The sequence below is a fragment of the Nocardioides sp. genome (assembly GCF_044226305.1).
In the GTDB taxonomy this organism is placed as follows: Bacteria; Actinomycetota; Actinomycetes; order Propionibacteriales; family Nocardioidaceae; genus Nocardioides.
This window is the reverse complement of the sequence record NZ_JBGAHF010000003.1, coordinates 207,707-233,316: the sequence shown is the minus strand read 5'-3', so window position 1 is coordinate 233,316 and position 25,610 is coordinate 207,707. Positions and strand designations below refer to the sequence as shown.

The following is a 25,610-nucleotide window of genomic DNA, read 5'->3' as shown; positions in this document are numbered from 1 at the left end:
ATGGCCGGCACCCCGCGCTTCCTCACGCTCGCCGACGTGGCCGAGGTCCTCAACACCTCCAGCGCCCAGGTCTACGCCCTGGTCCGGCGCGGCGACCTGGCGGCCATCAAGATCGGCGGCCGCGGCCAGTGGCGGGTGGAGGCCACCCAGCTCGAGGAGTTCATCCAGCGGATGTACGACGAGACCCGCACCTTCGTCGACGAGCACCCCTACGTCGAGACCGAGGCGCGCGACCAGGTGCCCGGCTCCGGTTCGGCCACGGAGGCAGCCGGCCCTCACTAGGGTGTGCCCGACCGAGGAGGGGCGATGCCGAGCACCCGGGTGCAGGAGTGGGCGGAGCGCGGGTCCAGCGTCCGCTGGCGCTCGACCACGCCCGAGAACGCCGGGCACGCCGACGTCACCGTCCGGGTCCAGGTCCGCGGCGACCGGGACCGGCCGGCGCTGGTCCTCGTGCACGGCTACCCCACCAGCAGCTACGACTTCCACCGGGTCGTGTCGCTGCTCGAGGACGACCACCTGCTGTGCCTGGTGGACCTCCCGGGCTACGGGCTCTCGGACAAGCCACGCGGGGACTACCGCTACTCGATCCTCGACGACGCGCGGCTGGTCGACCACCTGGTGCGCACGACCTTCGGGCTCGACCGGTTCACGCTCGTGACCCACGACCGCGGCGACAGCGTCGGGCTGGCGCTGCTGGACCTGGTGCGCACCGAGGGGGCGCCGTACGACGTCACCGGGCTGGTGATGCTCAACGGCAACGTCTGGCTGCCGCTCGCGCAGCTCACCGGCATCCAGAAGGCGCTGCTCAGCCCCGTCGCCGGTCCGCCGCTCTCCCGGTTGTTGCCCACGCGGGTGTTCGCGCGCGGCCTGGCCCGCCGCACCTGCACCCCGGCCCTGGACGCCGAGGAGACCGCGGCGATCGAGGGGATGCTCGCCCACCAGGACGGCATGCGCGTCCAGCACCGGCTGATCCAGTACCTCCACGAGCGTCGCGTCCACGAGGCCGCGTGGCTGGAGAGCCTGGCCGCCGGCCCGGTGCCGACCTCGGTCGTCTGGGGCGAGCTGGACACGATCGCGCCGCCCCGGGTGGCCGACCTCGTCTGGACCGAGCACCTGCAGGGCCGGCAGGTCCCGTCGGCGTCCTGGCGGATCCCGACGGCCAACCACTACCCGCAGCTCGACCGGCCCGAGGTGGTCGCGGCGCTGCTGCGCGTCCCACCGGGCACCGACCCCGGCCACCCGGTGCCGGGCGCCCGCCTGGTCGGCGCGACCGGTCCCACGGCCTGAGGTCAGCCGGTCTCGGACCCCAGTGTGAGGGTGATGGTCCGCTGGTCGCCGTCGCGGAGGACGGTGAAGTCGACCTGCTCGCCGGGCTGGTGCGCGCGGATGGCGACGATGAGCGCGATGCCGTCGGTGACCCGGTCGCCGTCGACCTCGACGATCACGTCCCCCTTCTCCAGGCCGGCGTCCTCGGCCGGCGTGTCCGGCAGGACCGAGTCGATCTCCGCGCCGTCGCCGTCGACCTGGCTGCCGGTCTTCACCTTGGCCCCGATGACGGGGTACTCGGCCTTGCCGGTGCGCAGGATCTGGTCGGCCGTGATGCGGACCTGCTCGATCGGGATCGCGAACCCGACGCCGATGTTGCCGGACTCCCCGCTGGCGGTGCCTCCGGTCGTGGCGATCGCGGAGTTGACCCCGACCACCTGGCCGCGCAGGTTGACCAGCGGCCCGCCGGAGTTGCCGGGGTTGATCGCGGCGTCGGTCTGGACCGCGTTGATGTACGACGAGTCGTCGCCGGTGCTCCCGGTCGTCACCGGTCGGTGCAGCGCACTGACGATGCCGGCCGTCACGGTCGAGCTGAGGCCCAGCGGCGAGCCGATCGCCACGACGCCCTCGCCCACGCGCAGCGCCTGGGAGGAGCCGAGCGCCGCCGGCACCAGGCCGCGGGCGTCCGGGACGGAGAGCACGGCGAGGTCGTAGACGGCGCTGCGGCCGACCACCTCGGCGTCGTACCGGTTGCCGTCCTCGTCGACGACCTCGATCGGCCCGTCGTCGGAGTCGGCGTCCTCGACGACGTGGTTGTTGGTGATCACGTGGCCCTGCCGGTCCAGCACGAAGCCGGAGCCGGTCGCGCCGCCCTTCTGGCCCTGGTACTCCGCCGAGATCTGCACGGTGCTCGGCAGCAGCCGGGCGGCGACCGCCTCGATCGACCCGTTGTCGTCGGGCAGCGGCGCCTCGGTGACGGTGTCGACGCCGGCCAGCCCGCTGAGCACGGTGCCGGAGCCGTCGTCGCGGACCTGCTCGTAGACCAGGCCGCCGATCGCACCGCCCGCGATGCCGACGACGAGGGCGAGCCCGCACACCAGCGGCCAGATCCAGCCGGGCACCCGGCCGCGCGGGACGACGTGCCGCGGCGCGGGCGGCGGCGGGGGCGGCGCCCACTGGTGGGGCGGCGACTGGACGGTCGGCGGCACCCAGCTCGGCGGCGGCATGCGCGGCGGCGGCGTGCTCGGCACGATCGGCTGGGTGGGCTCGTCCTGCGTCACCCCCCTATCTTGTCCGGTCGGACGAAACCCATGCCTTCCGGGTCAGCAACGGGCTCGTGGTGCGGGGGCCCTCGGACTGGCTGATCGAGGTCACCGGGGGCTGCCGGTCGACGCCGGGCGACGGAGCCGACGCGGGCCCCACGCCGAGGACCAGCACGCCCATGACCGCGGCACCCACCGCGCCGCCACCGATGGCGGCGAGGCCGGCGGCCCGGCGGCGCTCGGCAGGAGCCGACAGGAAGACGTCTCCGGGTGGGCCGGCGAACAGCGCCGCCCCGATGAGCGCTCCCTTGAGCCCCTCCGGGGTGGCCGGGGTGGCCACGTCGAAGGACAGCCCGGTGAGCCGGGACTTGATCCAGCCCTCGCGCTCGACGAGGTCACGGCAGGCGTGGCAGCCGTGCACGTGCTCCCACGCGCGCTCGGTCTCCTCGGGCGTCAGCTGGCCGTCGAGGAGCGCGCTGGTCCGTGAGCCGAGGTGCCCCATCACCGGGTGACCCCCCGGGGCGACAGCAGCGGACCGGCGTACCGGGCCCGGCCGGCGACCGGTGCGCGGTGGGCCAGGGCCGTGCGGAGCATCGCCCGGCCGCGGTGGATGCGGGAGCGGACGGTGCCGAGCTTGGCGCCGAGGATCTCGGCGATCTCCTCGTAGGTGAGCCCCTCGACGTCGCAGAGCACCACCGCGGCGCGGAAGTCCGGCGGCAGGGTGGCGAGCGCGCGCTCGATGTCGTCGTCGAAGGTCTGGTCGGCGTAGGCGACGTCCGGCGCCGGCGAGGCGCTGGTGAGCCGGTCGGCCCGCTCGTCGGAGAGCGCGTCGAAGCGGATCCGCTGCTTGCGGCGGGCCTGGTCGAGGAAGAGGTTGGTGGTGATCCGGTGCAGCCAGCCCTCGAAGGTGCCGGGGGTGTAGGTGGACAGCGAGCGGAACACCCGGACGAAGACCTCCTGGGTGAGGTCCTCGGCGTCGTGGCGGTTGCCGGTCAGCCGGTAGGCGAGCCGGTAGACGCGGTCGGAGTGGCGCTCGACGATCTCCTCCCACGTGGGCACGTGCTCATCCGGCTGGGTGTCCACCGGGGCCTCCTTGCCGCGCTCCCGCGCGTCTGCGCCGAACAGGGTCGTTGTCCTTCCTCACGGTAGGGACAGGTGCTGAAAGGAACCTGTGAGCCCGGCGTGTCCCTCCGGTGGGCTCTCGACAGGGAGAACGAGCGGGCGACCGGCGGTGTTCCCGGGTCGGGCGCCCGCGTCGCGATACGTTGAGCCCGTGAAGCCCGCGAGCTGGTCCTACGCCGAGGAGTACGTCGTCGAGGACGACGTGCTCGCCGCCGCCCGGTCGCGCGCCGCGGAGGTCGGGGTCGCCCCGATCGGCGCCGGCGGCGGGGCCGCCCTCCGCTTCCTCGCCTCGGTGCTCGACGCCCGGGCCGTGGTCGAGATCGGCACCGGAACCGGTGTCTCGGGGCTCTGGCTGCTGCGCGGCATGCGGGCCGACGGCGTGCTGACCACCGTCGACATCGAGGCCGAGCACCAGCGCCTGGCCCGGCAGTCCTTCGTGGACGCCGGCATCGCCGGTCAGCGGGTGCGCACGATCGCCGGCTCGGCGCTGGACGTGCTCCCGCGGCTGACCGACGGGCACTACGACCTGGTGTTCTGCGACGGCGACAAGGCGGAGTACACCGCCTACCTGCACGAGGCGTTGCGGCTGCTGCGCCCCGGCGGCGTCGTGGCCTTCGACAACGCCCTGTGGCACGACCGGGTGGCCGACCCCGCGCAGCGTGACGAGGAGACCGTCGCCATCCGTGAGCTGGGCCGGCAGGTCGCCGAGCACGACGACCTGGTCTCGGTGCTGCTCCCCGTGGGTGACGGGCTGCTGGCGGCGAAGAAGGAATGGACCCCCGCCAGCGAGTGACGTCCGCGGGCGGTCGATTTTCGTTCAATTGCTGGCGAGAGCCCGGCTGGGAGCGCGCCCACCACGGCCGGACCGCGCAATTGAACGAACCCCGGCACCCCGCAGGTTTCGTGGGCGCCGGCGTCAGTAGCGCGGTGCGGCGAGGAACCCGTCGCCACCCTCGGCGACCGCGACGACCGTGCACTCCTCGATCAGGACCGGCGGCGAGCCGATGATCTGCGAGCCCGGCGAGGTGGCCGCGGTCTCGCTGAAGCTGCGCTGGAACTCGGCGCGGGCCTCGTCGGAGGCGAAGACGTAGCAGCCCTCGAACCACTCCCCCGGCCGCATCCGCCAGGTCTTGAAGCGCAGCCCGTCCTTGCCCTCGAACCGCTCCCACGAGGTGTCCGCGACGTACGACGCCAGCTGGTCGGCCACCTCGGCGGGGGCGTCGGTGAGCGACCACCGGACGGTCAGGCCGTGCATCACAGGATCCCCTCGAGCGGGGCGTCGGAGCCGAGCCACTCCAGCAGCGCGCGGGCGCCGAACCCGGTGGGGCCGGCGGTCCACTCGTGCCGGTCCTCGGGGGCGTCGCCCACCGAGGCGATGTCGAGGTGCGCCCACGGCCTGTCGCCCACGAAGTGCTGGAGGAACAGCGCTGCGGTGATCGCGCCGGGACCGCCGGGCGCGTTGTCCGCGTCGGCCACCGAGGACGACAGCTTCTGCTCGTAGGCCTCGGCGAGCGGGAACCGCCACAGCGGCTCGCCGGCCGTGCGCGACGCGTCGACCAGCGCGGTCGCCAGCGCGTCGCGGTTCGCGAACACGCCGCCGACCTGCTGGCCGAGCGCGACCTTGATCGCGCCCGTGAGCGTCGCGACGTCGACCAGCACGTCGGCGTCGAGGTCGGCGACGGCGTAAGCGAGCGCGTCGGCGAGCACCAGCCGGCCCTCGGCGTCGGTGTTGGTGACCTCGGTGGTGCGGCCGCCGTAGTGGCGCAGCACGTCACCGGGGCGCAGGGCGTTGCCACTGATCGCGTTCTCGGCGGCGGCGACCAGCCCGACCACCCGGACCGGGCAGCCGACCTCGCGCAGCGCGGCCATCGTCGCCATCACGACGGCGCCACCGGTCACGTCGCGCTTCATGTTGACCATGGCCTCGCCCGGCTTGATCGACAGCCCTCCGGTGTCGAAGGTGATGCCCTTGCCGACCAGGGCCACCGTGGGGGTCCGCCGGGACGCCTTGCGCGGGGTGTAGTCGAGCCGGATCAGCCGCGGCGGCGTCGCCGAGGCCTGGCCGACCCCGAGGATGCCGCCGAAGCCGTGCTCGGCGAGCCACGTCTCGTCGCGGACCGTCACCTCGAGCCCGGCAGCCTCGGCGAGACGCTCCGCCTCGCCCGCGAGCCAGGCCGGGTTCTTCAGGTTGGAGGGCACCGTCGCCACCAGCCGGGAGCGCCAGCCGGCGCCGCCCAGGGCGACCGCCCGCGCCAGCACCGGCCCGAGCGAGTCGGGCAGGTCGGCCAGCACGATCCGCTCGACCGGCGGGTCCTCGACCGGGGTGGAGCGCCACTGGAACCGGAAGGACCCCAGCATCGCGCCGACGACGAACGCCGTCAGCCCGGCCTCGTCGACTACCGACGCCACCGTGGTGGCGACCGACTGCCGGCCCCGGACCTCCCGGGCCAGCGCGGCGCCTGCCCGGCGCAGGTCGTCGGGCCGCTGGGCGCCGACGCCGATCAGCGCGACGCACCGCAGCTCGCCGTTCTCCGGACCACCGAGCGGGACCGGCACGCACACCACCTCGCCCGCCCGGCCCGTCGCGCGGGCCGACTCGAGGATCCCCAGCAGGTCCAGGCCGAGCTGGTCGCCGAGCTCGGACCCGCCGGGCCCCAGGACCAGCGCGTCGTCCTCGCCCGGGAGCACCGGCAGGGCGACCACCTCGACGCCGCGCACGGCGTGGGGCAGGGCCGAGCTCAGCGCGAAGTCGGGCGGTGAGACCTGGGGCGGGAGCGTGTGGGTGTGTTTCGAGGGCACGTCAGCCGACGACGTCCTTGAGGGCGTCCCCGAGAGCGCCGGCCTCCTCGGCGTTGAGCTCGACAACGAGGCGGCCACCGCCTTCGAGCGGGACGCGCATCACGATGCCGCGCCCCTCCTTGGTGACCTCCAGCGGACCGTCGCCCGTCCGCGGCTTCATCGCCGCCATCCGCGCACCTTCCTTCGCATCGTCGAGTGCCACGGGGACCGAGCGGCCCCGTCTGCGCCATGCGCGCGGTCCATTATCCCTCATCCGGTGGTGACACGGAGCACAGGGACGAACCATGGCGCGCGCGTCGGCTGGCAGACTCGCCCCATGCAGGCTCGCTCGGCGTTGTTCGACGTGTACGGCGACCACCTGCGCTCCCGCGGCAGCCAGGCACCGGTGGCGGCCATCGTGCGGATGCTCGACCCGGTCGGGATCTCCGCTCCGGCAGTCCGCACGGCGATCTCGCGGATGGTGATGCAGGGCTGGCTCGAGCCCGTGCAGCTCGCCGGTGGCCGCGGCTACCGCACGACCGAGCGGGCCAACCGGCGCCTCGACGAGACCGGCAACCGGGTCTACGGCCGGGTGGTGCCGACCTGGGACGGGCGCTGGCACCTCGTCCTCGTCGGCCCGCCCGCGTCCCGCGCGGCCCGCACCCGGCTCCGGGCCGACCTCGCGTTCGTCGGCTACGCCGAGCTGGTCGACAACGTGTGGGTGAGTCCGTACCCGCGGGTCGAGCTCGAGGAGATCCTCGAGCGGGCCGGCGCGTCGGCCCGCACGGCGCGCGCCGACGGCTTCGACCCGGAGCCGACCGGCGCCTGGGACCTCGACCAGCTGCGCGCGTCGTACGACGTGTGGCTGGCCTCCGCGGACCAGCTGGTGCGTCACCACCTGGCGAGCCACGACGACCCGGACGAGGCGGCGTTCGCCGCGCGGTTCCACCTGGTGCACGAGTGGCGGAAGTTCCTCTTCGCCGACCCCGGGCTGCCGAGCGAGCTGCTCCCGGCCGACTGGCCCGGCCGCGACGCCGCCGACCTGTTCACCGCCGAGGCCTCGCGCCTCAAGCCCGGGACCGACCGGTTCGTCGCACGCTGCCTCGGGTCCTGACAGACTGCGGGCATGACCGACTCGCCCGTCCTCCTCGACGTCACCGAAGGCGTCGGCACCATCACGCTGAACCGGCCGGAGGCCTACAACAGCCTCGACGTCGCGACCAAGGAGCTGCTGCTCGCGACCGTCCAGCAGGTCGCCGACGACCCGGCCGTGCGGTGCGTGGTGCTGACCGGCACCGGCAAGGCGTTCTGCACCGGCCAGGACCTCAAGGAGCACATCCACCTGCTCCAGAACGGCGGCAGCGACGTGCTGTTCACGACGGTGGACAAGCACTACAACCCGACCGTCCTCGCGCTAGCCGGCATGGCGAAGCCGGTCATCGCCGCGGTGAACGGCGTCGCGGCCGGTGCCGGCGCGAGCCTGGCGTTCGCGTGCGACCTGCGCATCGTCGCCGACACGGCCGGCTTCAACCTGGCCTTCGCCAACGTCGCGCTGTCCTGCGACACCGGCGCCAGCTACACCCTCCAGCGGCTGGTCGGGCGCGCCAAGGCGATCGAGCTGCTCTACTTCCCGCGCACCATCCCCGCCGCCGAGGCGCTCGAGATGGGCCTCGCCACGAAGGTCGTGCCCCCCGACGAGCTGGACGCCGAGGTGGGCGCGCTGGCCGCCCGGCTCGCCGCCGGGCCCACGATCGCGCTCGGCGCGATGCGTCAGTCCGTCGCGTTCGCCGCCGGCCACTCGTTCGAGGAGTCCGTCGAGCTCGAGAGCGCGATGATGACCAAGACCGGCGCCACCGCCGACCACCAGGCCGCCGTCGCCGCGTTCGTCGCCAAGCAGAAGCCGGTGTTCGAGGGGCGCTGAGGCCGGCCCCGCGCCGCCGCAGGTTCACCATGGTGCCGTGGTGAACCTGCACTTCCCACGGCGAGCACGTCGTGGGAAGTGCGGGTTCAGCTGCAGACCGTGGTGAACCTGCAGCGCAATCCCGCCAGCAGGACCGCCTCACCAGGAGCCGAACGCGGTGCCGCCCCACTCGTCGGGCGCGACGTCGCGCACGGTCTGGGTGAGCTCCCAGCGGTGGCCGGCGAGGTCGGTGACCACGCACGAGCGCTCGCCGTACTCGTAGGTCGTCGGCTCGGACACGACCTCGCCGCCAGCGTCCCGCGCGCGGGCGAACGCCGCGTCGACGTCGGGGACCCGCACCTTGACCTCGTGGGTGTACCCGCTCCCCTGCGGCGCGACCCGGTCGCCGCCGTCGTCGGCGACCACCACGGCCCCGTCGGCGCCGACCCGCAGCTGGGCGCGGTGCGCGTCGCCGATGCGGACCCGCTCCTCGAACCCGAAGGCCGCCTCGAGCCACGCCACCGCCGCCCGCACGTCCGGGTAGACGAGGACGGGCGTCACGGTGACCGGCGGCGCCGATCGGTTGGTCAGCACGCGTCGACCCTAGCCCCGGCGGGCGGCCCCCGTCAGCGCCGAGTCGCGCCCCAGACCGACAGGATCTGGCGCGGCGCCGCGACGGTCATCCGGCGGTGGCCCGGGCGGGCGCCGTACTCGACGGTGACCGCCGAGCCGTGGAAGCGGCTGTTGAACCAGCCGGTCATCGTGCCGTGGCAGACGCCGCCACAGGTGAAGGACTTGCGCGGCAGGTCGAGCGCACGGGAGAGGCGGCGGGAGAACCGCTGGTTCTTGGTATCGGTGTCCACCCCGTTGAGCGGCTGGTGGAAGCTGACGATCCACTGCGGCCGGACGGCCTTGAGGAACCGCATCATCGCGCGGGTCTCGGGCTCCGAGCCGGGCCGCGGCCCGGACTCGTAGCTGCCGTCCAGGTCGGCCCAGTGGTAGGGGAAGTTGCGGTTGAGGTCGACGCCGTGGGCGTTCTTGCGCGTGTGGGCGGCGAGCCCGTCGGGGTTGTAGACCGGCAGCACCCAGAGGTTGAGGCCGTGCACCTCCTTGCCGTCGCGCAGCGTGGCCAGGATCTGCCGCGGCGCCCCCTCGTCGCCGTGCATGGTGGCGACCAGCAGCACCTTCGGCTCGCCCCGTTCGCCGAGCCGCCAGGCGGTGATCGGCCGGCCGCGCACGGAGTGCCCGATGACCCGCTTCTCGACGACGGCGCCGCGGTCGGCCGCCGCGGTGCCGGCGCCCGCGCCGGACGGTACGGCGGCCAGGCAGCCGACGGCGAGGGCGAGGGTCGTGAGCAGGGTCCCGAGGCGCATGGGCACCGACCCTAGGACACCGGCGCGGGCCGGACGGCTCACACCGCGGAGGTCAGGTAGGCCCAGCTGAACACCAGGACGCCGACCAGCATCCCGACGTGGGCCAGGATCGACAGACCCGGCCCCTCGGACCAGCTGTCCTCCTTGCCGTCCGACGCGTGCTTGCCGCGGGACGGCAGCCAGCGCACGAGGATCAGCAGGCCGGCGACGACCACGACCCACCAGAACGCGAGCGCGACGATGCCGAGCGTGTCGTTGCCTCCGACGAGGAAGGCGACCCAGAGCACGAGGGCCAGCACCCCCGCGCCGGTGTGCACGTTCAGGAGCGTCCGGCCCATCTGGAGCCGGCCCGCGCCGCCCTCGCCACGGCCCAGCCGCAGCCGGGTCAGGACGACCACCACGGCGGCGAGCGCAGTGAGGACGTAGACGATGACCTCGGTCGACATGGAGCGGAGTGTGCCCTACCCGGCGCTCTCCTCGCCACGCCGCGGCCCCTCCGGGGCGTCGGCCGGCGCGTCGACCGGCCCGCCCACCTGGTCGCTCACCGGGTCGCTCACCGGGTCGCCCACCGGGTCGCTCACCGGGTCGCTGATCGGCTCGCTCACCGGCTCGGTCACGGCGCCGGGCTCCAGCTGGCCGGCCACCCGGTCGAGCAGCGCGTCGACCTCCGACATCCGGTAGCCCCGCAGCGCCAGCGAGAAACGCACCCGCCGCAGGTCCTCGGCACGCAGCGGACCGTCCGCCGGGACGGAGGCGTCGGGCCGGTCGTCGTACACCTCGGCCAGCGGCGCCCCCCGGCCGGCGGCGACCAGCGCGATGCCGCCGAGCACCAGGACCACGAGGATCGCGAAGAACCACATCATCCGGCGTCACCCTCCCGCGCCGCGACCATCCGCGCGACGACCTCCTCGAGGTCGTCGGTCACGACCAGCCGCGCCAGGTCCTCCTCGCGGATGGTGCCGTTGGCGAGCGCCACGTCGCGCATCCAGGCCAGCAGGCCCTGCCAGTACTCCGTCCCGACGAGCGCGATGGGGAACCCGGTGATCTTGCCGGTCTGCACCAGCGTCGCCGCCTCGAACATCTCGTCGAGCGTGCCGACGCCGCCGGGCAGCACGACGAAGCCCTGCGAGTACTTCACGAACATCGTCTTGCGCGCGAAGAAGTACCGGAAGTTGACGCCGACGTCGACCCACTCGTTGAGGTCCTGCTCGTAGGGCAGCTCGATGCCGAGGCCGACGCTGACCCCGCCGGCCTCGCAGGCGCCCTTGTTCGCCGCCTCCATCGTGCCGGGGCCGCCGCCGGTGATGACGGCGAACCCCGCCTCGGCCAGGCGGCGCCCGACCTGCTCCGCGAGGGCGTACGTCGGGCTGTCGGCCGTCACGCGCGCCGACCCGAAGACCGAGATGGCCGGGCCGAGCTCGGCGAGCGCCCCGAAGCCCTCGACGAACTCCGCCTGCATCCGCAGCACCCGCCACGGGTCCTGGTGCACCCAGTCGGTCGGGCCGCGCGAGTCGAGCAGCCGCTGGTCGGTGGTCTCCTGGTCGACCTGCGAGCGGCGCTGGACGACCGGACCCTTGAACTTGGCCCTCACCACGAGAGCCACCTCCGCAGCTGCGCCTCACAGCGCTCGATGTGCTCCATCGGGACGTGCTCCTCCTGCTTGTGGGCGAGCATCGGGTCGCCGGGACCGAAGTTGACGGCGGGGACGCCGAGGGCGCTGAACCGCGCCACGTCGGTCCAGCCGAACTTGGGGTTCACCTCGCCGCCGACCGCCTCGACGAACGCCTTCGCGGCCGGGACGTCGAGCCCCGGGAGCGCGCCCGGCGCCGAGTCGGTGAGCGTGACGTCGTAGCCGTCGAAGAACTCGCGGACGAACGCCTCGGCCTCGGCCTCGGAGCGGTCGGGGGCGAAGCGGAAGTTGACCTCGACGACGCACTCGTCGGGCAGCACGTTGCCGGCCACGCCCCCGCGGATTCCCACCGCGTTGAGCCCCTCGTGGTACTCCAGCCCGTCGATGACCGGCCGCCTGGCGTCGTACTCGGCCAGCCGGCGCAGCACCTCGGCCGCGCCGTGGATGGCGTTGACGCCGCGCCAGCTGCGGGCGGAGTGGGCGCGCTCGCCGGTCGTGCGGACCTCGACGCGCAGGGTGCCCTGGCAGCCGGCCTCGACGACCGCGTTGGACGGCTCCATGAGGATCGCGAAGTCGGCGGCCATCAGCTCCGGGTGCGCCTCGGCGAGCAGCCGCAGCCCGTTGAAGCGCTCCTCGATCTCCTCGGCCTCGTAGAGCACGTAGGTCACGTCGCGGTTCGGCTCGGGCAGCGTGGCGGCCAGCCGCAGGATGACGGCGTCGCCGCCCTTCATGTCGCAGGTGCCGAGGCCGTGGAGGATCCCGTCCTCGCGCCGGGCCGGGAGGTTGTCGTTGACCGGCACCGTGTCGAGGTGGCCGGCGATGACCACGCGCTCGCCACGGCCGAGGTCGGTGCGCGCGACGACGGTGTGCCCGTGCCGGGTCACCGCGAGGTGGGGGTACGCCGCCAGCGCGCCCTCGACGGCGTCGGCGATCTCCTGCTCGTCGCGGCTGACGGACTCGATGTTGACCAGCTGCTCGGTGAGCGTGACCGCGTCGGTGGTGAGGTCGAGCATGTCCCTATCCAACCAGCCGGGCCAGCTTGGCCAGCGCCATCCTGGTGCCGGCCTCGTTCTGGTCCGGCGGGACGGCGTCAGGCATGCCGTCCAGGCGCAGCTCCACCTCGGTGCCGCCGTCGACGTCGCGCAGGGTCGTGGTCATCGTGATGACCCCGGCGAGGTCGGGGTCGTCGGCCTCGAACGCCACCAGCTCCACGACCCGCTCGTCCTGGACCAGCTCGAGGAAGCGGCCGGCGTACGTGTCGGTCGCTCCGTCGGTCTTGCCCGCCTCGGCGGGGTCGTCGTAGGTGAGCGAGATGCGGATCCGCCCGCCGACCCGGGGATCGAGCTCGTGGACCACGCCGGTCATCCCGTCGGGCACCCGCCAGGCGGCGACGGCACCCGGGTCCAGGAGCGCCCAGAACACCACCGAGCGCTCGGCCGGGACCACCACGCTCACGATCGTCGAGTACACGAGGGCGACCCTAGACTTCCACCGGAACTAGAACCCGTTCTATGTTTCGGTACGCTCGCTCCGCTCGCTACTCACCAACCGGAAGGCACAGTGCGATGCGCAACGGGCTCGTCCTCTTCACCTCCGACCGCGGGATCACGCCGGCCGCCCTCGGCGCGGCCGCCGAGGAGCGCGGGTTCGACACGTTCTACGTGCCCGAGCACACCCACATCCCGGTGAAGCGCACCGCGGCCCACCCCGGCACCGGCGACGAGACGCTGCCCGACGACCGCTACCTGCGCACCCTCGACCCGTGGGTCTCGCTCGCGACCGTGGCGGCGGTGACCACACGGATCCGCCTCTCGACCGCGGTCGCGCTGCCGGTCGAGTCCGACCCGATCACCCTGGCCAAGCAGATCGCCACGCTCGACCACCTCTCCGGCGGGCGGGTCGACATCGGCGCCGGGTTCGGCTGGAACACCGACGAGCTCGCCGACCACCACGTCCCCGCGGACCGGCGGCGCACCGTGCTGCGCGAGTACGTCGAGGCGATGCGCGCGCTGTGGACCCAGGAGGAGGCGTCGTACGACGGGCAGTACGTCTCGTTCGGGCCGTCCTGGGCCTACCCCAAGCCGGCCCGGCACATCCCGCTGGTGATCGGCGCCGGTGGGGGGCCGAAGACGTTCGCCTGGATCGCGGCGAACGCCGACGGCTGGATGACCACCCCGACGCAGCGCGACATCTCCGCGCAGATCGAGGCGCTCAAGAAGGCCTGGGTCGACGCCGGTCGCGACGGCGCCCCGGAGATCCGGATCCTCATCGCGTTCAAGCCGGACCCCGCGGACCTGGTGGCCTGGGCCGAGGCCGGCGCCACCGAGCTGATCTGGGGCGTCCCCGACCGGGCCCCCGACGAGGTGCTCGCCTCGCTCGACCGGTTGGCCGGGCGCCTCGGCCTCACCTGACCGAGTCCCCCACCTGGCCCGATCGGGCCATCCCGTCGAGCGGGCGCGGCTCCTAGGCTGAACGCTTCCTTGCCCCGGAGGTCCTGATGAAACGACTGCTCCACTCGCTCCTCAACCCGCCGATGGCCGTGGCGCTCCTGGCGCTGGTCATCGCTCTCGGGGGCACGTCGTACGCCGTCACCCAGCTGCCGAAGAACAGCGTGGGCACACCGCAGCTCAAGTCGAACGCGGTGACCAGCCCCAAGGTGAAGGACGGGTCGCTCAAGTCGACCGACTTCGGCGCCGGGCAGCTGCCCGCCGGTCCGCAGGGTGAGCAGGGTCCCCCGGGTGAGCAGGGCGCACCGGGCGCGGACGGGTCACCCGCGTTCGCGATGCTCAGCGGCCGCGGCACGATGACCGGGGCCAACCGGTCCTTCAGCCTCGACGGGGCGTTCTCCGGCGCCGCGACCGACGTGTCCACCCTCAGCCCCTCGGTGGAGGTGGTGGTCCGGAACTTCCAGGTCGAGGCGTCGGTCGCGCCCGGCGCCGGCAAGTTCTTCTCGCCGCGACTCAACGTCGACGGGGACCTGACCTCGCTCTGCAACATCCAGGACACCGCCACGTCGTGCACGGCGCCGGGCCCGATCACGATCCCGGCCGGCTCGCAGGTGCACCTCGGCGTCGTCGTCCCCGCCGGCACCCCCACCAGCGTGCTGCGCTGGGGGATGACCGTCGGCACCCCCTGACCCGGCGGGACGTCAGACGCTGGGAGCCACGGGTGACTCCGAGCGTCTGACGTCCCGGCCTCAGGCCGCGGGGCGGGCCCAGCCGGCGGCCCGCATCGCGGTCTCGACCTGGGCGAAGAACTCGTCGGGTCGCAGCCGGAGCCCGAGGAGCGGCAGGCGGAGGACCGTGTCGCCGTCGAGTGCGAGGGCGTTCTGCCGCAAGGCGTCGCCCACGACGTTCTCGGCCCACAGGTGGTGGATCCCGTCGATCTCGACGACCAGCTTCAGGTCGGGCCAGTAGAGGTCGAGGTAGTAGCGCCCGGCGCGGTCCTGGCGAAGCACCTGACGCACGGGCGCCGGCAGCCCGCGTCGACGCAGCTCGCGCCCGACGTCGAGCTCGCCGAGGCTGCGCGCTCCGTCCAGCAGGTCGTTCACGATCGCGTGGAGCAGGAGCCGCCGGCGGTCGCGGCGCACCCGCAGCAGCTCGGCGCCGATGGACTCCGGCCGTGCCAGGCCCTGCTGGACCACCAGGGTCAGCAGGTAGGTCGCCTCCTTGTCCGTGCGTGCCCACAGTGCGGCGCGCACGGCGGCCACCTCGACCCGGGTGCGTGGGATGCCGCCCGGAGCGAGGTCTTCCGCTGACCAGCGCCGGGTCTGCCGGATGTCGTAGCGACGGGTCCGCCGCACCCGCGATCCGCGCGGCACCGACACCCGGATGCTTCGGATCTCGAACCGCTGCAGCCCGGAAGCGACGAGGGCCGCGGCGCCATCGAGCCGGGCGTGCGGCCCGCCCTGGAGCACGGCTGCCCACAGGTGCCCGGTCAGGCTCACCTCGCTGTTGTGCAGGCACACCGCCTGGTCGTGGATGAGCTGCCACCGTCGAGCGCGCACGGCACTGCGGATCTCCCACCGCGTGACGCCCGACGCGTAGGCCTGCCGTCGCGACACGACACCACCCTGGTCGGCCGCAATCCGGCGCAGCGCGACCAGGCGCGGGTCGGGGTCCGGTGTCGGTCGGGTCACGCCGACGACCCTCACCCAGACCGGGCCCGTGCGCCAGCGCGATCGGGCGCACCTGTGGACGACCTCGGGACGTCAGACGCTGGGAGCCACGGGTGACTCCGAGCGTCTGACGTCCCGGCCTCAGGCCTTCGTCACCGTCACCGTCGGCTCGGCGCCGTCGGCGGCGACCACGTCGTACGACGTCGCGAGGGTCTCGCCGGTGATCAGGTCGCGGTGCGTGGTGGCTGCCGCCACGACCTCGGGCGAGCCGCCGATGGTCAGCGCGATCCGGTCAGACACGTCCAGGCCGGCGTCGCGGCGCGCCTGCTGGACCGCGCGGACCAGGTCGCGGGCGAGCCCCTCCGCGGCGAGCTCCGGCGTCACCTCGGTGTCCAGCACGACGAACCCGCCGCTGCGCAGCACGCCGGTCGCGGTGCCCGCGTCGGCGGAGCCGGCGACGGTCTCGAGGGTGTACTCCCCCTCGACCAGCGCGAGCCCGCCGGCGGTGACGGTGCCGTCCTCGGCCACCGACCAGTCACCCGACTTCGACCCCTTGATCGCCGCCTGGACGTCCTTGCCGAGACGCGGGCCGGCCGCGCGCGCGTTGACGGTGAGCTTCTGCTCGACGCCGTAGGAGGCGGCCTCCTCGGAGTCCGCCGACAGCAGCCGGACGCTCTTGACGTTGACCTCGTCGCGGACGATCGCGTCGAAGCCGGCCAGCGCCCCCGGGTCGTCGACGACCACGGTGAGCGTCGAGAGCGGCAGCCGGTTGCGCAGGTTGCCCGCCTTCCGCAGCGCGGACGTCGCCGAGCAGACCTCGCGGACGACGTCCATGGCGGCCACGAGCGGCTCGTCGGACGGCAGCTCGTCCACGAGCGGCCAGTCGGCCAGGTGCACCGACCGGCCACCCGTCAGCCCGCGCCAGACCTCCTCGGTGGCGAGCGGCATCAGCGGCGCGGTCGCGCGGCACACCGTCTCGAGGACGGTCCACAGCGTGTCGAACGCGTCGGCGTCGCCCTCCCAGAAACGGTCGCGGGAGCGGCGGATGTACCAGTTCGTCAGCACGTCGAGGAACGACCGGGTGGCGTCGCACGCGTCCGCGACGGCGTACCCGTCCAGCGCCACGGTCATCTCGTCGACGAAGTCGCGGCACTTGGCGAGCAGGTACCGGTCGAGCGGGTCGGTCGAGTCGGTGCGCCGCGTGGCGTCGTACCCCTGCCCACCCTCGTGGGCGTTGGCGTAGAGCTGGAAGAAGTACCAGCTGTTCCACAGCGGGATCAGCACCTGCCGCACCGAGTCGCGGATGCCCTGCTCGGTGACGACCAGGTTGCCGCCGCGCAGGATCGGCGAGGACATGAGGAACCAGCGCATCGCGTCCGCGCCGTCGCGGTCGAAGACCTCGCGCACGTCGGGGTAGTTGCGCAGCGACTTCGACATCTTGTTGCCGTCGGAGCCGAGCACGATGCCGTGGCTGATGCAGTTCTCGAACGCCGGCTTGTCGAAGATCGCGCTCGCGAGGATGTGCAGCGTGTAGAACCAGCCGCGGGTCTGGCCGATGTACTCGACGATGAAGTCGGCCGGGAAGTGGTGCCGGAACCAGTCCTCGTTCTCGAACGGCACGTGCACCTGGGCGAAGGACATCGAGCCCGAGTCGAACCACACGTCGAGCACGTCCGGGACGCGCCGCATCATCGACTTCCCCGTCGGGTCGTCGGGGTTCGGCCGGACCAGGTCGTCGACGTAGGGCCGGTGCAGGTCGGGCTCGCCCTCCTGGTTGCGCGGCAGCCGGCCGAAGTCGCGCTCGATCTCCTCGAACGAGCCGTAGACGTCGAGGCGCGGGTACGTCGGGTCGTCGCTCTTCCAGACCGGCACCGGCGATCCCCAGAACCGGTTGCGCGTGATCGACCAGTCGCGAGCGTTCTCGAGCCACTTGCCGAACTGGCCGTCGCGGATGTGCTCGGGCACCCAGTTGATCTGCTGGTTGAGCTCCATCATCCGCTGCTTGAAGGCGGTCACCTCGACGAACCACGACGAGACGCCCTTGTAGATCAGGGGCTCGCGGCAGCGCCAGCAGTGCGGGTAGCTGTGGTCGTAGGTCTCGCGGCGCAGCAGCACCGTGCCCGGCGTCACCGACCCGGTCGGCCCCTCACCAGCGGTGGTGTTGCGGAGGTGGTCGATGACGTGCAGGTTCGCGTCGAAGACCTGCATCCCCTCGTAGTCGGTGACCGGGAAGGTGAAGCGCCCGTCCTTGCCGACCGGCATCACCGCCTCGATGCCCTCGCGGTCGGTGACGACCTTGTCGTCCTCACCGAACGCGCCGGCGGTGTGCACCAGCCCGGTGCCGTCGGTGGTCGTGACGAACTCGGCCGCGACCACGCGGAACGCCTTCGGGTGCCCGACGTAGTAGGAGAACGGCGGCGTGTAGGTCAGGCCGACCAGGTCGGCGCCGAGCCCGCGCCAGGTCACCGACGGCGTCTCCCCCAGCTCGCGGGCGTACGACGCCAGCCGGCTGTCGGCGAGGAGGTACCGCTCGGTCCGGCCGGTGACGTCCGACTCCACGACGACGTACTCGATGTCCTCGCCGACCATCACCGCGAGGTTGCTCGGCAGGGTCCACGGGGTCGTCGTCCAGACGAGCAGCTTCACGCCCTGGAAGGGGCCCTCGGTCTCGACCTCGTAGCCGACCGTGACCGCGGGGTCCTGCCGGTTCTGGTAGACGTCGTCGTCCATCCGCAGCTCGTGGTTGGACAGCGGCGTCTCGTCGTTCCAGCAGTAGGGCAGGACGCGGAAGCCCTCGTAGACCAGCCCCTTGTCGTGGAGCTGCTTGAACGCCCACATCACCGACTCCATGTAGTCGGGGTTCATGGTGCGGTAGTCGTTGTCGAAGTCGACCCAGCGTGCCTGGCGGGTGACGTACTCGCGCCACTCGCCGGTGTACTTCATCACCGACGCCCGGCAGGCCTCGTTGAACTTCTCGATGCCCAGCTCGAGGATCTCGTCGGTGGTCTTGATGCCGTTGAGGCGCATCGCCTCGAGCTCGGCGGGCAGGCCGTGGGTGTCCCAGCCGAAGCGGCGCTCGACCCGGCGGCCGCGCATGGTCTGGTAGCGCGGGATCAGGTCCTTGACGTAGCCGGTGAGCAGGTGGCCGTAGTGCGGCAGCCCGTTCGCGAACGGCGGGCCGTCGTAGAAGACGAACTCGTTGGCGCCGTCCTCGCCGGCCTCGCGCTGGTCGACGCTGGCCTGGAAGGTGCCGTCCTGCTCCCAGTAGGCGAGGACCCGCTCCTCGATCTCGGGGAACCGTGGGCTCGACGGGACCGGGCCCGTGCCGGACGTGGAGACCTTCGGGTAGGTCATGGGTGGCTCTCCTGCGCTGCGTCGTCGTCGTGTGAGGACGACGCCCTGCTCGTCACAGGGACCCGCGGTACCACCCCACTTGCCCCCCACCCGAGGTCGGGGAGGAGCCACTCGTTCGAGGCTGTGACGGGCCCACCCGTCCGGTTCTACTGAGCCGGTGGTCTCGAGGCTCGCTTCGCTCGCCCCTCAACCACCGCGCTGTTCTTCCGGAGGCTCGCCGCTGATGACGGCTCAGACGCCTGTGCACACAGAGTACGGCGCCGCCCGGCTCGCCTGCCAATCGGATTGCCGTTGTCGGAGCCACGTGATCGGGTGGTCGCATGAGCAGCTTCTGGGAGCCGGACGGCGAGGATCCTCGGGACTTCTCCCCCACGCGGGGCGAGCGGCACACCGTGCAGACCTACCTGCGCAACTACCGGCACACGTTCCGGCTGAAGTGCGCCGGGCTCGACGCCGAGCAGCTGGCCCGGCGCTCGGTGCCGCCGTCGACGATGTCCCTGCTCGGTCTGGTCCGGCACCTCGCGCGGGTCGAGCACAGCTGGAACCACCGCATCCTCCAGGGCCACCGCGAGCTGCCGCGCCTCTACCGCACCGACGAGGACCCCGACCTCGACTTCAACGGCGCCATCGCCGACCCGGCGGTCGTCGAGGACGCCTGGGCGTCGTGGCAGCGCGAGACGGCCGCGGCCGACGACTGGCTGGCGCAGGAGCCCGACTGGGGCCGCCTGGTCGACGTGGACGGCGAGGAGATCGAGGTCCGCGACATCGCCGTGCACCTCGTCGAGGAGTACGCCCGCCACGTCGGGCACGCCGACCTGCTCCGGGAGTGCATCGACGGGCGGACCGGGCAGTGAGCCCGGCAGCGGCCGCCCCGGAGCCCGGCGAGCTCGCGACCCTGCGCCGGTGGCTGGCCGACTTCCGCGCGGCGGTCGAGCGCAAGACGGCCGGCCTCGACCCCGAGCAGCTCGCCCGCCGCTCGGTGCCGCCGAGCAGGCTGAGCCTGCTCGGGCTGGTCCGGCACCTCGCGCAGCTGGAGCACCACTGGTTCCGCCGGGTGCTCCAGCAGCACCCCGAGGAGACCCAGCTGTTCGTCGTCGACGGCGACTGGGAGTCGCAGTTCGACGGGGCGGTCGCGGACCCGGCCGTGGTCGCGGAGGCCTTCGCGACCTGGCGCGACACCTGCGCGCAGGCCGACGCCTGGCTCGACGGGCTGCCCGACGAGGCGCTGGCGTTCGTGCTGGACCCCGAGGACCGGATCTCGTCGATCCGCGACGTCTTCGTGCAGGTGCTGCAGGAGTACGCCCGCCACCTCGGCCACGCCGACCTGCTCCGCGAGGCGATCGACGGGCAGACCGGGGAGTAGCCGACCGGCGTACCGCAACTAGGCTGTCCCATCGTGACTGCGCCGACGACTGCCTGGGGCTTCGGCCTCGCCACCCTCGACACCTCCGGCTCGGTGCTCGACGTCTGGTTCCCGAGCCCGGCGCTCGGGGAGAAGCCCGCGGACGCGGTCTGCCCGGCCGACCTCGGCGCGCTCCAGGGCGCCGACAAGGACCGCGGCGTGACCCGCGACGTGCTGCTGGTCGAGATCGCCGACCTGCAGAGCCCGCCGACGACCACCGAGGACGTGTGGCTGCGCCTGCACCTGCTCTCCTCGCGCCTCGTGGCGCCGCACACGATCAGCATGGACGGCGTCTTCGGCCTGCTCACCAACGTCGTGTGGACCAGCGCCGGCCCCTGCGCCGTCGAGGGCTTCGAGGCCACCCGCGCCCGCCTGCGCGCCAACGGGCGCCACCTGACCGTCTTCGGGATCGACAAGTTCCCGCGGATGGTGGACTACGTCGTGCCGAGCGGCGTCCGGATCGCCGACGCCGACCGGGTCCGGCTCGGCGCGCACCTCGCCGAGGGCACCACCGTCATGCACGAGGGCTTCGTCAACTACAACGCCGGCACGCTCGGCGTCTCGATGGTCGAGGGCCGGATCTCCGCCGGCGTCGTCGTCGGCGACGGCTCCGACGTGGGTGGCGGTGCCTCGATCATGGGCACCCTCTCCGGCGGCGGCAAGGAGGTCGTCTCCGTCGGCGAGCGCTGCCTGATCGGCGCGAACGCCGGGATCGGGATCTCGCTCGGCGACGACTGCGTCGTCGAGGCGGGCTGCTACGTCACCGCCGGCACCAAGGTCGTCGTGGCCGACCCGGACCTGGCCCACAGCAGCACCCAGGTCATCAAGGCCGTCGAGCTGTCCGGCGCGAGCAACGTGCTGTTCCGCCGCAACTCGGTGACCGGTGCCGTCGAGGCGGTGCCGTGGAAGAGCGACGGCGTGGCGCTGAACGCCGTTTTGCACGCCAACTGACACTGGACGCATGAGGTTCAGGACGGGCGTGGCCCTGGTCGCGCTCGCCGGCGTCGGTGCGGTGGCGGCGGGGGTGTGGGGCGTCACGAGCCTCCTCGGCAGCGTGACGCCGTTCTTCAGCCCCGACGAGTGCACCGCGACCGTGAGCGGGCGCACGGTCACACTGTCGGTCGAGCAGGCCGAGAACGCCGCCCTGATCGCCGCCGTCTCGGTCCGTCGCGGGATGCCGGCGCGGGCCGCCACGATCGCGCTCGCCACCGCCTACCAGGAGTCGAAGCTCTACAACCTCGAGAGCGGCGACCGCGACTCGGCCGGCCTCTTCCAGCAGCGCCCGTCCCAGGGCTGGGGCACCCGCGCGCAGGTCACCAACCCCTACTACGCAGCCAACGCCTTCTACGACGCGCTCGACAAGGTCGACGGCTACGAGGGGATGCGGGTGACCGAGGCCGCGCAGGAGGTGCAGCGCTCCGGCTACCCGGAGGCGTACGCCGAGCACGAGGCCGACGCGCGGGTGCTCGCCTCCGCGCTCACCGGCAACTCGCCGCACGCGTTCAGCTGCCGCCTCGGCGGGGCACCGGACGCCGCCGGCCGCAGGCTCACCGACTCCGGGCTCACGCACCGGGCGGACGTCGTACGCCGGGAGGTCGACGAGGTGTTCGGCGACCCGCCGATGGGCGGGTTCGCCCCGGGCGGCGTCAGCACCGGCCACATGGAGGGATCCGCCCACTACGACGGCCGGGCGGTCGACGTGTTCGTGCGGCCGGTGAGCCCGGCGAACAAGATCCGTGGCTGGGCGATGGCGCAGTACCTCGTCGCGATGGCCGACCGGCTCGACATCGCGACCGTGATCTTCGACGACCGGATCTGGACGGCCGCCCGCTCCGGCGAGGGGTGGCGCGACTACGACCCGCCCGAGAGCTCCGGCGACCCCGCGGTCCTCGAGCACCGCGACCACGTCCACGTCGACGTGTTCGCCTGAGCAGAGGGCTCGGCCGGCGGCGGCGTGCCGACGACAGGGTTCGTCCGGACCCCTGCCTAATCCGTCGGGTGTGTTCTGGGTAACACCGGCTCCCGATTGAGGGGTGCGAGCGATAGTGGGAGCAGGCGAGCCCAGCCGCCTCGGCCACGCGCCACCCACCCGCGTGGCAGGAACGACGACGAAGGAACGACATGTGCAACCACACCCCGCGCTGTCCTGACACCCAGGCCTCCGACTGCTTCGACGCCCGCGTGGTCGCCGACCACCGGCACGACCAGGGCTGGTGCCGGCTGTGCAACGGCGTGATCCGGTTCGACGACGGCCACTACCTGACCCCCGACGGCCTCGACCACACGATCAGCCTCTCCGCCTGACCCCTCGGGTCCCTCTCCCCAGCGGACCAGACCAGGTTTTCGCACGGGTGGGTCGCGGAACCCTCCTGTCGGGAGGTACGACGATGTGCAATCACTCACCCGACTGTCCGGCCGCTGACGCCACCGACTGCGTCGCCGCGCACGTGGTCTCCGACCACCTGCACGACCAGGGGTGGTGCCGGCTCTGCAACGGCATCGTCCTCTTCGACGACGGCCACTACCTGACGCCCGACGGGCACGACGAGGTCGTCGTGCCGCTGTCCGCCTGACGGCCCGGGGGGCGGCTCGGCGCCGCCACCTAGGGTGGGCGGCATGCGATCTCGGGCGCTCTCCCTCTCCGTCGCCGGCCTGGCCGTGCTCGGCACCTCGCTCGTGGGTGCGGCGCCGACTCCGGCCGCCGGGCCCTGCTCGAGCCCGACGATTACCGGCACCGGGTCCGACGACCGGTTGCGCGGCACAGCGGGACCGGACGTGGTCGCCGGCCTCGGGGGTGACGACGTCCTGGTCGGCCTCGGCGGTGACGACGTCCTGTGCGGCGGCCCGGGGCAGGACGTGCTGCGCGGCGGCCCCGGTGCCGACCGCCTGCTGGGCGGCACGGACGCGAAGGTCGCCGAGGACACCGACTACTACGAGTACTACGGCGACGAGCTCGACGGCGGCCCGGGCTCCGACACCCTCGACGGCGGCCTCGACGCGCGCCACGACGGGAGCGTCGACCGGCTGACGTTCGCCGGTCTCCCCGACCCGGTCGTCCTGGACCTCCAGGCCGGCACCGCGACGTCGGGCGCCGACACCGACACCGTGACCGGCCCGGTCTCGGGCGTCCTCGGCACCGACCACGACGACGTGCTGATCGGCTCCGACGCGGACGAGAGCCTCGACGGGGGTCGCGGGAGCGACCAGGTCGAGGGCCGCGGCGGCGACGACTGGCTCGACGGCGGGACCCAGGGCTGGGACGACGAGAGCGGCGACGGGGACGAGCTGCCCAACACGCTCCTCGGCGGTCCGGGCGACGACGTGGTCGACGGCGACGCCGGCCCCGACCTCCTGCGTGGTGGCGGCGGCAACGACCTGCTCCAGGGGAACGAGGGCGTGGACCGGGCGTACGGCGGATCCGGCTCGGACGGCATCAACGACGAGACCTCCCCTGCTCCCGGCACCGTCCTGGACGGCGGCGCTGGTCGGGGCGACTACCTCGCCGGGGTCGCGCTGGTCGACGGGCGCGGGCGGTTCCGGGGCCACGTGACCGGACGCATCGACATGGCCGCCGGCACCCTCGCCGCCCGGATCGGGTCGACGGCCTGGTCGGTCGCGGTGCCCGGCTTCGAGGAGGTCCCGACCCCGCGGGGCGACCTCTGGACGGTCCTCGGCACCGACGGCCGCGACAAGATCTACGCCGGGTTCTTCTCGGACCCGGTGCGGATCCACGCCCGCGGCGGCGACGACAGCATCTTCGGCTCCGACCAGGACGACCTGCTCGACGGCGGAACCGGGGACGACCACGGCAGCGGCTGGGGCGGCCAGGACCGCTACGTCTCGGTGGAGCGCATCCGGGACCGCTGACGCCGTCCACCGGCGGTCGGGTCAGACGGTAGGTCAGACGGTCAGGCGGGCGACCGCGGCGTCGATGCGCTCGTCGGTCGCGGTGAAGGCGATCCGCACGTGGCGGGAGCCGGCGACGCCGTAGAAGGAGCCCGGCGCGACCAGGATGCCGCGCTCGGCGAACCAGGACACGGTCTCCCAGCAGTCCTCGTCCCGCGTGCTCCACAGGTAGAGCGACGCCTCGGAGTGGTCGATGGTGAACCCGGCGGTCAGCAAGGCCTCGCGCAGCTTGGCCCGCCGGGCGGCGTACCGGGCGTGCTGCTCGACCGCGTGCGCGTCGTCCTCGAGGACCGCCTGCATCGCGACCTGCTGCGGCCCGGGCACCTGGAGACCGAGGTTCTTGCGGACGGCCAGCAGCTCGGCCACGACGGACGGGTCACCCGCCACGAACGCGCAGCGGTAGCCGGCGAGGTTGGACCGCTTGGAGAGCGAGTGGACCGCGAGGATCCCGTCGTGGGAGCCGCCGCAGACGTCGGGGTGCAGCACCGAGACCGGCTCGGCCTCCCAGGCGCACTCGACGTAGCACTCGTCGGAGACCAAGAGGGTGCCGCGCTCGCGGCACCAGTCGACGACCTTGCGCAGGTGCTCGACCGGGAGCACCCGGCCGGTCGGGTTCGAGGGCGAGTTCAGCCAGAGCAGGGCCGGGACCTCGGGCCCGAACGACGTCAGCGAGTCGCGGGCGACCGGGGTCGCCCCGGCCAGGACCGCGCCGACCTCGTAGGTCGGGTAGGCCAGCTCGGGGTAGGCGACCAGGTCACCGGGGCCGAGGCCGAGGTGGCCGGGCATCGAGGCGATGAGCTCCTTGGAGCCGATCACCGGGAGCACCGAGCCGAGCGTCAGGCCGGTGACCCCGTGCCGGCGCTCCAGCCAGTCGATGCAGGCCTGCCGGGTCTCGGAGCGGCCGATCGTCAGCGGGTAGCCCGGGGAGTTCGCCGCCCCCCGGAGCGCTGCCTGGGCGACCTCGGGCGTCGGGTCGACCGGCGTGCCGACCGAGAGGTCGACGATCCCGTCCGGGTGCGCCCGGGCGCGCTCGCCGTGCTCGAGCAGGTGGTCCCAGGGGAAGTCGGGGAGCCGGCCCGACACCCGGCGCAGGCCCCGGCCCGGGGCCCGGTCGCGAGCGATCAGTGGTCCTGGTTCTGCGGCGGGAGCTCGGCGATCATCGGGTGGTCCTTGTCGATCTCACCCATCTTGGCGGCCCCGCCGGGCGAGCCGAGGTCGTCGAAGAAGTGGACGTTGGCGTCGTAGTAGCCCTTCCACTGCTCCGGGGTGTCGTCCTCGTAGAAGATCGCCTCGACCGGGCAGACCGGCTCGCACGCACCGCAGTCGACGCACTCGTCGGGGTGGATGTAGAGCATCCGCTTGCCCTCGTAGATGCAGTCGACCGGACACTCGTCGACACAGGCGCGGTCCTTCAGGTCGACGCACGGCTGGGCAATGACGTAGGTCACCGATTCCTCCTGTGGACTCGCGGCAGGTGGTGCTCCGGCACAGCCTAGTATC

General features: G+C 73.1%; 31 protein-coding genes. 14 read left to right on the top strand and 17 right to left on the bottom strand.

Features of this window, described 5'->3' with window-relative positions:
• Positions 1 to 282: a helix-turn-helix domain-containing protein gene (locus tag ACILQ5_RS05200; RefSeq protein ID WP_395656906.1), complete on the top strand. Its 282-nt coding sequence runs from the start codon at positions 1 to 3 to the stop codon at positions 280 to 282.
• Between the two features lie 24 nt (positions 283 to 306).
• Positions 307 to 1,287: an alpha/beta fold hydrolase gene (locus ACILQ5_RS05195; protein WP_395656905.1), complete on the top strand. Its 981-nt coding sequence runs from the start codon at positions 307 to 309 to the stop codon at positions 1,285 to 1,287.
• A gap of 2 nt (positions 1,288 to 1,289) precedes the next feature.
• Here ACILQ5_RS05195 and ACILQ5_RS05190 read toward each other — a convergent pair whose 3' ends face one another.
• The 3 genes from ACILQ5_RS05190 to sigE are packed head-to-tail and all read right to left on the bottom strand — an operon-like array spanning position 1,290 to position 3,611.
• A complete protein-coding gene (locus ACILQ5_RS05190; RefSeq protein WP_395656904.1) occupies positions 1,290 to 2,546 on the bottom strand; it encodes a S1C family serine protease in 1,257 nt (418 codons plus the stop codon).
• 4 nt (positions 2,547 to 2,550) lie between these two features.
• Positions 2,551 to 3,033, bottom strand: coding sequence for a zf-HC2 domain-containing protein (locus tag ACILQ5_RS05185; protein WP_395656903.1), 483 nt, complete (start codon positions 3,031 to 3,033; stop codon positions 2,551 to 2,553).
• The gene (gene sigE, locus ACILQ5_RS05180; protein WP_395656902.1) at positions 3,030 to 3,611 is read right to left on the bottom strand and encodes an RNA polymerase sigma factor SigE; all 582 of its coding nucleotides are present in this window, start codon (positions 3,609 to 3,611) and stop codon (positions 3,030 to 3,032) included. Before sigE ends, ACILQ5_RS05185 begins: the two co-directional genes overlap by 4 nt.
• A gap of 190 nt (positions 3,612 to 3,801) precedes the next feature.
• On the opposite strand from sigE, the gene ACILQ5_RS05175 reads away from it, so the two are divergent.
• Complete coding sequence (locus tag ACILQ5_RS05175) at positions 3,802 to 4,443, top strand: O-methyltransferase (RefSeq protein WP_395656901.1); 642 nt, start codon at positions 3,802 to 3,804, stop codon at positions 4,441 to 4,443.
• 123 nt (positions 4,444 to 4,566) lie between these two features.
• Here ACILQ5_RS05175 and ACILQ5_RS05170 read toward each other — a convergent pair whose 3' ends face one another.
• From ACILQ5_RS05170 to ACILQ5_RS05160, 3 genes are read right to left on the bottom strand one after another with little or no spacing between them, the layout of a single operon-like run.
• Positions 4,567 to 4,905, bottom strand: a complete 339-nt coding sequence (locus ACILQ5_RS05170; RefSeq protein ID WP_395656900.1) for a hypothetical protein — start codon at positions 4,903 to 4,905, stop codon at positions 4,567 to 4,569.
• Complete coding sequence (locus ACILQ5_RS05165; protein WP_395656899.1) at positions 4,905 to 6,449, bottom strand: leucyl aminopeptidase family protein; 1,545 nt, start codon at positions 6,447 to 6,449, stop codon at positions 4,905 to 4,907. Before ACILQ5_RS05165 ends, ACILQ5_RS05170 begins: the two co-directional genes overlap by 1 nt.
• Before the next feature lies 1 nt (position 6,450).
• The gene (locus ACILQ5_RS05160; protein ID WP_082574674.1) at positions 6,451 to 6,618 is read right to left on the bottom strand and encodes a DUF3117 domain-containing protein; all 168 of its coding nucleotides are present in this window, start codon (positions 6,616 to 6,618) and stop codon (positions 6,451 to 6,453) included.
• A gap of 147 nt (positions 6,619 to 6,765) precedes the next feature.
• On the opposite strand from ACILQ5_RS05160, the gene ACILQ5_RS05155 reads away from it, so the two are divergent.
• Both ACILQ5_RS05155 and ACILQ5_RS05150 read left to right on the top strand, forming a co-directional pair.
• A complete protein-coding gene (locus ACILQ5_RS05155) occupies positions 6,766 to 7,542 on the top strand; it encodes a PaaX family transcriptional regulator C-terminal domain-containing protein (RefSeq protein WP_395656898.1) in 777 nt (258 codons plus the stop codon).
• Between the two features lie 12 nt (positions 7,543 to 7,554).
• A complete protein-coding gene (locus ACILQ5_RS05150) occupies positions 7,555 to 8,349 on the top strand; it encodes an enoyl-CoA hydratase/isomerase family protein (RefSeq protein ID WP_395656897.1) in 795 nt (264 codons plus the stop codon).
• Positions 8,350 to 8,487: 138 nt separating this feature from the next.
• On the opposite strand, the gene ACILQ5_RS05145 is transcribed toward ACILQ5_RS05150, so the two are convergent.
• Genes ACILQ5_RS05145 through ACILQ5_RS05115 form a run of 7 tightly spaced genes read right to left on the bottom strand, consistent with a single transcriptional unit; the run spans position 8,488 to position 12,801 of the window.
• Positions 8,488 to 8,922, bottom strand: a complete 435-nt coding sequence (locus ACILQ5_RS05145; RefSeq protein ID WP_395656896.1) for a VOC family protein — start codon at positions 8,920 to 8,922, stop codon at positions 8,488 to 8,490.
• A gap of 32 nt (positions 8,923 to 8,954) precedes the next feature.
• Entirely contained in the window at positions 8,955 to 9,701 is a 747-nt protein-coding gene (locus ACILQ5_RS05140; protein WP_395656895.1) for a M14 family zinc carboxypeptidase, read from the bottom strand.
• A gap of 38 nt (positions 9,702 to 9,739) precedes the next feature.
• Entirely contained in the window at positions 9,740 to 10,147 is a 408-nt protein-coding gene (locus ACILQ5_RS05135) for a hypothetical protein (protein WP_395656894.1), read from the bottom strand.
• Positions 10,148 to 10,162: 15 nt separating this feature from the next.
• Entirely contained in the window at positions 10,163 to 10,564 is a 402-nt protein-coding gene (locus ACILQ5_RS05130) for a DivIVA domain-containing protein (RefSeq protein WP_395656893.1), read from the bottom strand.
• The gene (locus tag ACILQ5_RS05125) at positions 10,561 to 11,295 is read right to left on the bottom strand and encodes a TIGR00730 family Rossman fold protein (protein ID WP_395656892.1); all 735 of its coding nucleotides are present in this window, start codon (positions 11,293 to 11,295) and stop codon (positions 10,561 to 10,563) included. Before ACILQ5_RS05125 ends, ACILQ5_RS05130 begins: the two co-directional genes overlap by 4 nt.
• Complete coding sequence (gene dapE / locus ACILQ5_RS05120; protein ID WP_395656891.1) at positions 11,289 to 12,344, bottom strand: succinyl-diaminopimelate desuccinylase; 1,056 nt, start codon at positions 12,342 to 12,344, stop codon at positions 11,289 to 11,291. Before dapE ends, ACILQ5_RS05125 begins: the two co-directional genes overlap by 7 nt.
• A 4-nt stretch (positions 12,345 to 12,348) precedes the next feature.
• The gene (locus tag ACILQ5_RS05115) at positions 12,349 to 12,801 is read right to left on the bottom strand and encodes an SRPBCC domain-containing protein (RefSeq protein WP_395656890.1); all 453 of its coding nucleotides are present in this window, start codon (positions 12,799 to 12,801) and stop codon (positions 12,349 to 12,351) included.
• Positions 12,802 to 12,896: 95 nt separating this feature from the next.
• Here ACILQ5_RS05115 and ACILQ5_RS05110 point away from each other — a divergent pair, with 95 nt between their 5' ends.
• Positions 12,897 to 13,742 carry an LLM class F420-dependent oxidoreductase gene (locus ACILQ5_RS05110; protein WP_395656889.1) on the top strand — a complete coding sequence of 282 codons (846 nt, stop codon included), beginning with the start codon at positions 12,897 to 12,899 and terminating at the stop codon, positions 13,740 to 13,742.
• 86 nt (positions 13,743 to 13,828) lie between these two features.
• The gene (locus ACILQ5_RS05105; RefSeq protein WP_395656888.1) at positions 13,829 to 14,467 is read left to right on the top strand and encodes a hypothetical protein; all 639 of its coding nucleotides are present in this window, start codon (positions 13,829 to 13,831) and stop codon (positions 14,465 to 14,467) included.
• A gap of 60 nt (positions 14,468 to 14,527) precedes the next feature.
• Here the strand turns inward: ACILQ5_RS05105 and ACILQ5_RS05100 are convergent, their stop codons facing one another.
• Together ACILQ5_RS05100 and ileS are read right to left on the bottom strand one after the other, a co-directional pair.
• A complete protein-coding gene (locus tag ACILQ5_RS05100) occupies positions 14,528 to 15,469 on the bottom strand; it encodes an endonuclease domain-containing protein (RefSeq protein WP_395656887.1) in 942 nt (313 codons plus the stop codon).
• A gap of 120 nt (positions 15,470 to 15,589) precedes the next feature.
• The gene (gene ileS, locus ACILQ5_RS05095) at positions 15,590 to 18,802 is read right to left on the bottom strand and encodes an isoleucine--tRNA ligase (protein WP_395656886.1); all 3,213 of its coding nucleotides are present in this window, start codon (positions 18,800 to 18,802) and stop codon (positions 15,590 to 15,592) included.
• Between the two features lie 320 nt (positions 18,803 to 19,122).
• Here ileS and ACILQ5_RS05090 point away from each other — a divergent pair, with 320 nt between their 5' ends.
• From ACILQ5_RS05090 to ACILQ5_RS05060, 7 genes are all read left to right on the top strand, one after another.
• The gene (locus tag ACILQ5_RS05090; protein WP_395656885.1) at positions 19,123 to 19,656 is read left to right on the top strand and encodes a DinB family protein; all 534 of its coding nucleotides are present in this window, start codon (positions 19,123 to 19,125) and stop codon (positions 19,654 to 19,656) included.
• Entirely contained in the window at positions 19,653 to 20,165 is a 513-nt protein-coding gene (locus tag ACILQ5_RS05085; protein ID WP_395656884.1) for a DinB family protein, read from the top strand. Before ACILQ5_RS05090 ends, ACILQ5_RS05085 begins: the two co-directional genes overlap by 4 nt.
• Before the next feature lie 30 nt (positions 20,166 to 20,195).
• A complete protein-coding gene (gene dapD / locus ACILQ5_RS05080; RefSeq protein ID WP_395656954.1) occupies positions 20,196 to 21,155 on the top strand; it encodes a 2,3,4,5-tetrahydropyridine-2,6-dicarboxylate N-succinyltransferase in 960 nt (319 codons plus the stop codon).
• A 10-nt stretch (positions 21,156 to 21,165) separates the two neighbouring features.
• Entirely contained in the window at positions 21,166 to 22,134 is a 969-nt protein-coding gene (locus ACILQ5_RS05075; RefSeq protein ID WP_395656883.1) for a hypothetical protein, read from the top strand.
• A gap of 191 nt (positions 22,135 to 22,325) precedes the next feature.
• Positions 22,326 to 22,508 (top strand): DUF5999 family protein, encoded by a 183-nt coding sequence (locus tag ACILQ5_RS05070; protein ID WP_395656882.1) that lies wholly within the window; start codon positions 22,326 to 22,328, stop codon positions 22,506 to 22,508.
• A gap of 83 nt (positions 22,509 to 22,591) precedes the next feature.
• Positions 22,592 to 22,777, top strand: coding sequence for a DUF5999 family protein (locus ACILQ5_RS05065; RefSeq protein WP_395656881.1), 186 nt, complete (start codon positions 22,592 to 22,594; stop codon positions 22,775 to 22,777).
• Between the two features lie 43 nt (positions 22,778 to 22,820).
• Positions 22,821 to 24,071 (top strand): calcium-binding protein, encoded by a 1,251-nt coding sequence (locus ACILQ5_RS05060; protein ID WP_395656880.1) that lies wholly within the window; start codon positions 22,821 to 22,823, stop codon positions 24,069 to 24,071.
• A 33-nt stretch (positions 24,072 to 24,104) separates the two neighbouring features.
• Here ACILQ5_RS05060 and dapC read toward each other — a convergent pair whose 3' ends face one another.
• Together dapC and fdxA are read right to left on the bottom strand one after the other, a co-directional pair.
• Positions 24,105 to 25,193: a succinyldiaminopimelate transaminase gene (dapC, locus tag ACILQ5_RS05055; RefSeq protein ID WP_395656879.1), complete on the bottom strand. Its 1,089-nt coding sequence runs from the start codon at positions 25,191 to 25,193 to the stop codon at positions 24,105 to 24,107.
• A gap of 38 nt (positions 25,194 to 25,231) precedes the next feature.
• Entirely contained in the window at positions 25,232 to 25,558 is a 327-nt protein-coding gene (gene fdxA / locus ACILQ5_RS05050; RefSeq protein ID WP_395656878.1) for a ferredoxin, read from the bottom strand.
• Positions 25,559 to 25,610: the final 52 nt, after the last annotated feature.

Excerpts from the sequence above, each read along its gene's own strand:
- ACILQ5_RS05200 (WP_395656906.1), top strand. The coding sequence starts at position 1 with ATGGCCGGCACCCCGCGCTTCCTCACGCTCGCCGACGTGGCCGAGGTC.
- ileS (WP_395656886.1), bottom strand. The coding sequence starts at position 18,802 with ATGACCTACCCGAAGGTCTCCACGTCCGGCACGGGCCCGGTCCCGTCG.
- dapE (WP_395656891.1), bottom strand. The coding sequence starts at position 12,344 with ATGCTCGACCTCACCACCGACGCGGTCACGCTCACCGAGCAGCTGGTC.
- ACILQ5_RS05060 (WP_395656880.1), top strand. The coding sequence starts at position 22,821 with ATGCGATCTCGGGCGCTCTCCCTCTCCGTCGCCGGCCTGGCCGTGCTC.
- ACILQ5_RS05070 (WP_395656882.1), top strand. The coding sequence starts at position 22,326 with ATGTGCAACCACACCCCGCGCTGTCCTGACACCCAGGCCTCCGACTGC.
- ACILQ5_RS05065 (WP_395656881.1), top strand. The coding sequence starts at position 22,592 with ATGTGCAATCACTCACCCGACTGTCCGGCCGCTGACGCCACCGACTGC.
- ACILQ5_RS05105 (WP_395656888.1), top strand. The coding sequence starts at position 13,829 with ATGAAACGACTGCTCCACTCGCTCCTCAACCCGCCGATGGCCGTGGCG.
- ACILQ5_RS05140 (WP_395656895.1), bottom strand. The coding sequence starts at position 9,701 with ATGCGCCTCGGGACCCTGCTCACGACCCTCGCCCTCGCCGTCGGCTGC.
- ACILQ5_RS05150 (WP_395656897.1), top strand. The coding sequence starts at position 7,555 with ATGACCGACTCGCCCGTCCTCCTCGACGTCACCGAAGGCGTCGGCACC.
- ACILQ5_RS05110 (WP_395656889.1), top strand. The coding sequence starts at position 12,897 with ATGCGCAACGGGCTCGTCCTCTTCACCTCCGACCGCGGGATCACGCCG.
- ACILQ5_RS05195 (WP_395656905.1), top strand. The coding sequence starts at position 307 with ATGCCGAGCACCCGGGTGCAGGAGTGGGCGGAGCGCGGGTCCAGCGTC.
- ACILQ5_RS05155 (WP_395656898.1), top strand. The coding sequence starts at position 6,766 with ATGCAGGCTCGCTCGGCGTTGTTCGACGTGTACGGCGACCACCTGCGC.
- ACILQ5_RS05090 (WP_395656885.1), top strand. The coding sequence starts at position 19,123 with ATGAGCAGCTTCTGGGAGCCGGACGGCGAGGATCCTCGGGACTTCTCC.
- ACILQ5_RS05160 (WP_082574674.1), bottom strand. The coding sequence starts at position 6,618 with ATGGCGGCGATGAAGCCGCGGACGGGCGACGGTCCGCTGGAGGTCACC.
- ACILQ5_RS05075 (WP_395656883.1), top strand. The coding sequence starts at position 21,166 with ATGAGGTTCAGGACGGGCGTGGCCCTGGTCGCGCTCGCCGGCGTCGGT.
- ACILQ5_RS05130 (WP_395656893.1), bottom strand. The coding sequence starts at position 10,564 with ATGATGTGGTTCTTCGCGATCCTCGTGGTCCTGGTGCTCGGCGGCATC.
- ACILQ5_RS05170 (WP_395656900.1), bottom strand. The coding sequence starts at position 4,905 with ATGCACGGCCTGACCGTCCGGTGGTCGCTCACCGACGCCCCCGCCGAG.
- ACILQ5_RS05135 (WP_395656894.1), bottom strand. The coding sequence starts at position 10,147 with ATGTCGACCGAGGTCATCGTCTACGTCCTCACTGCGCTCGCCGCCGTG.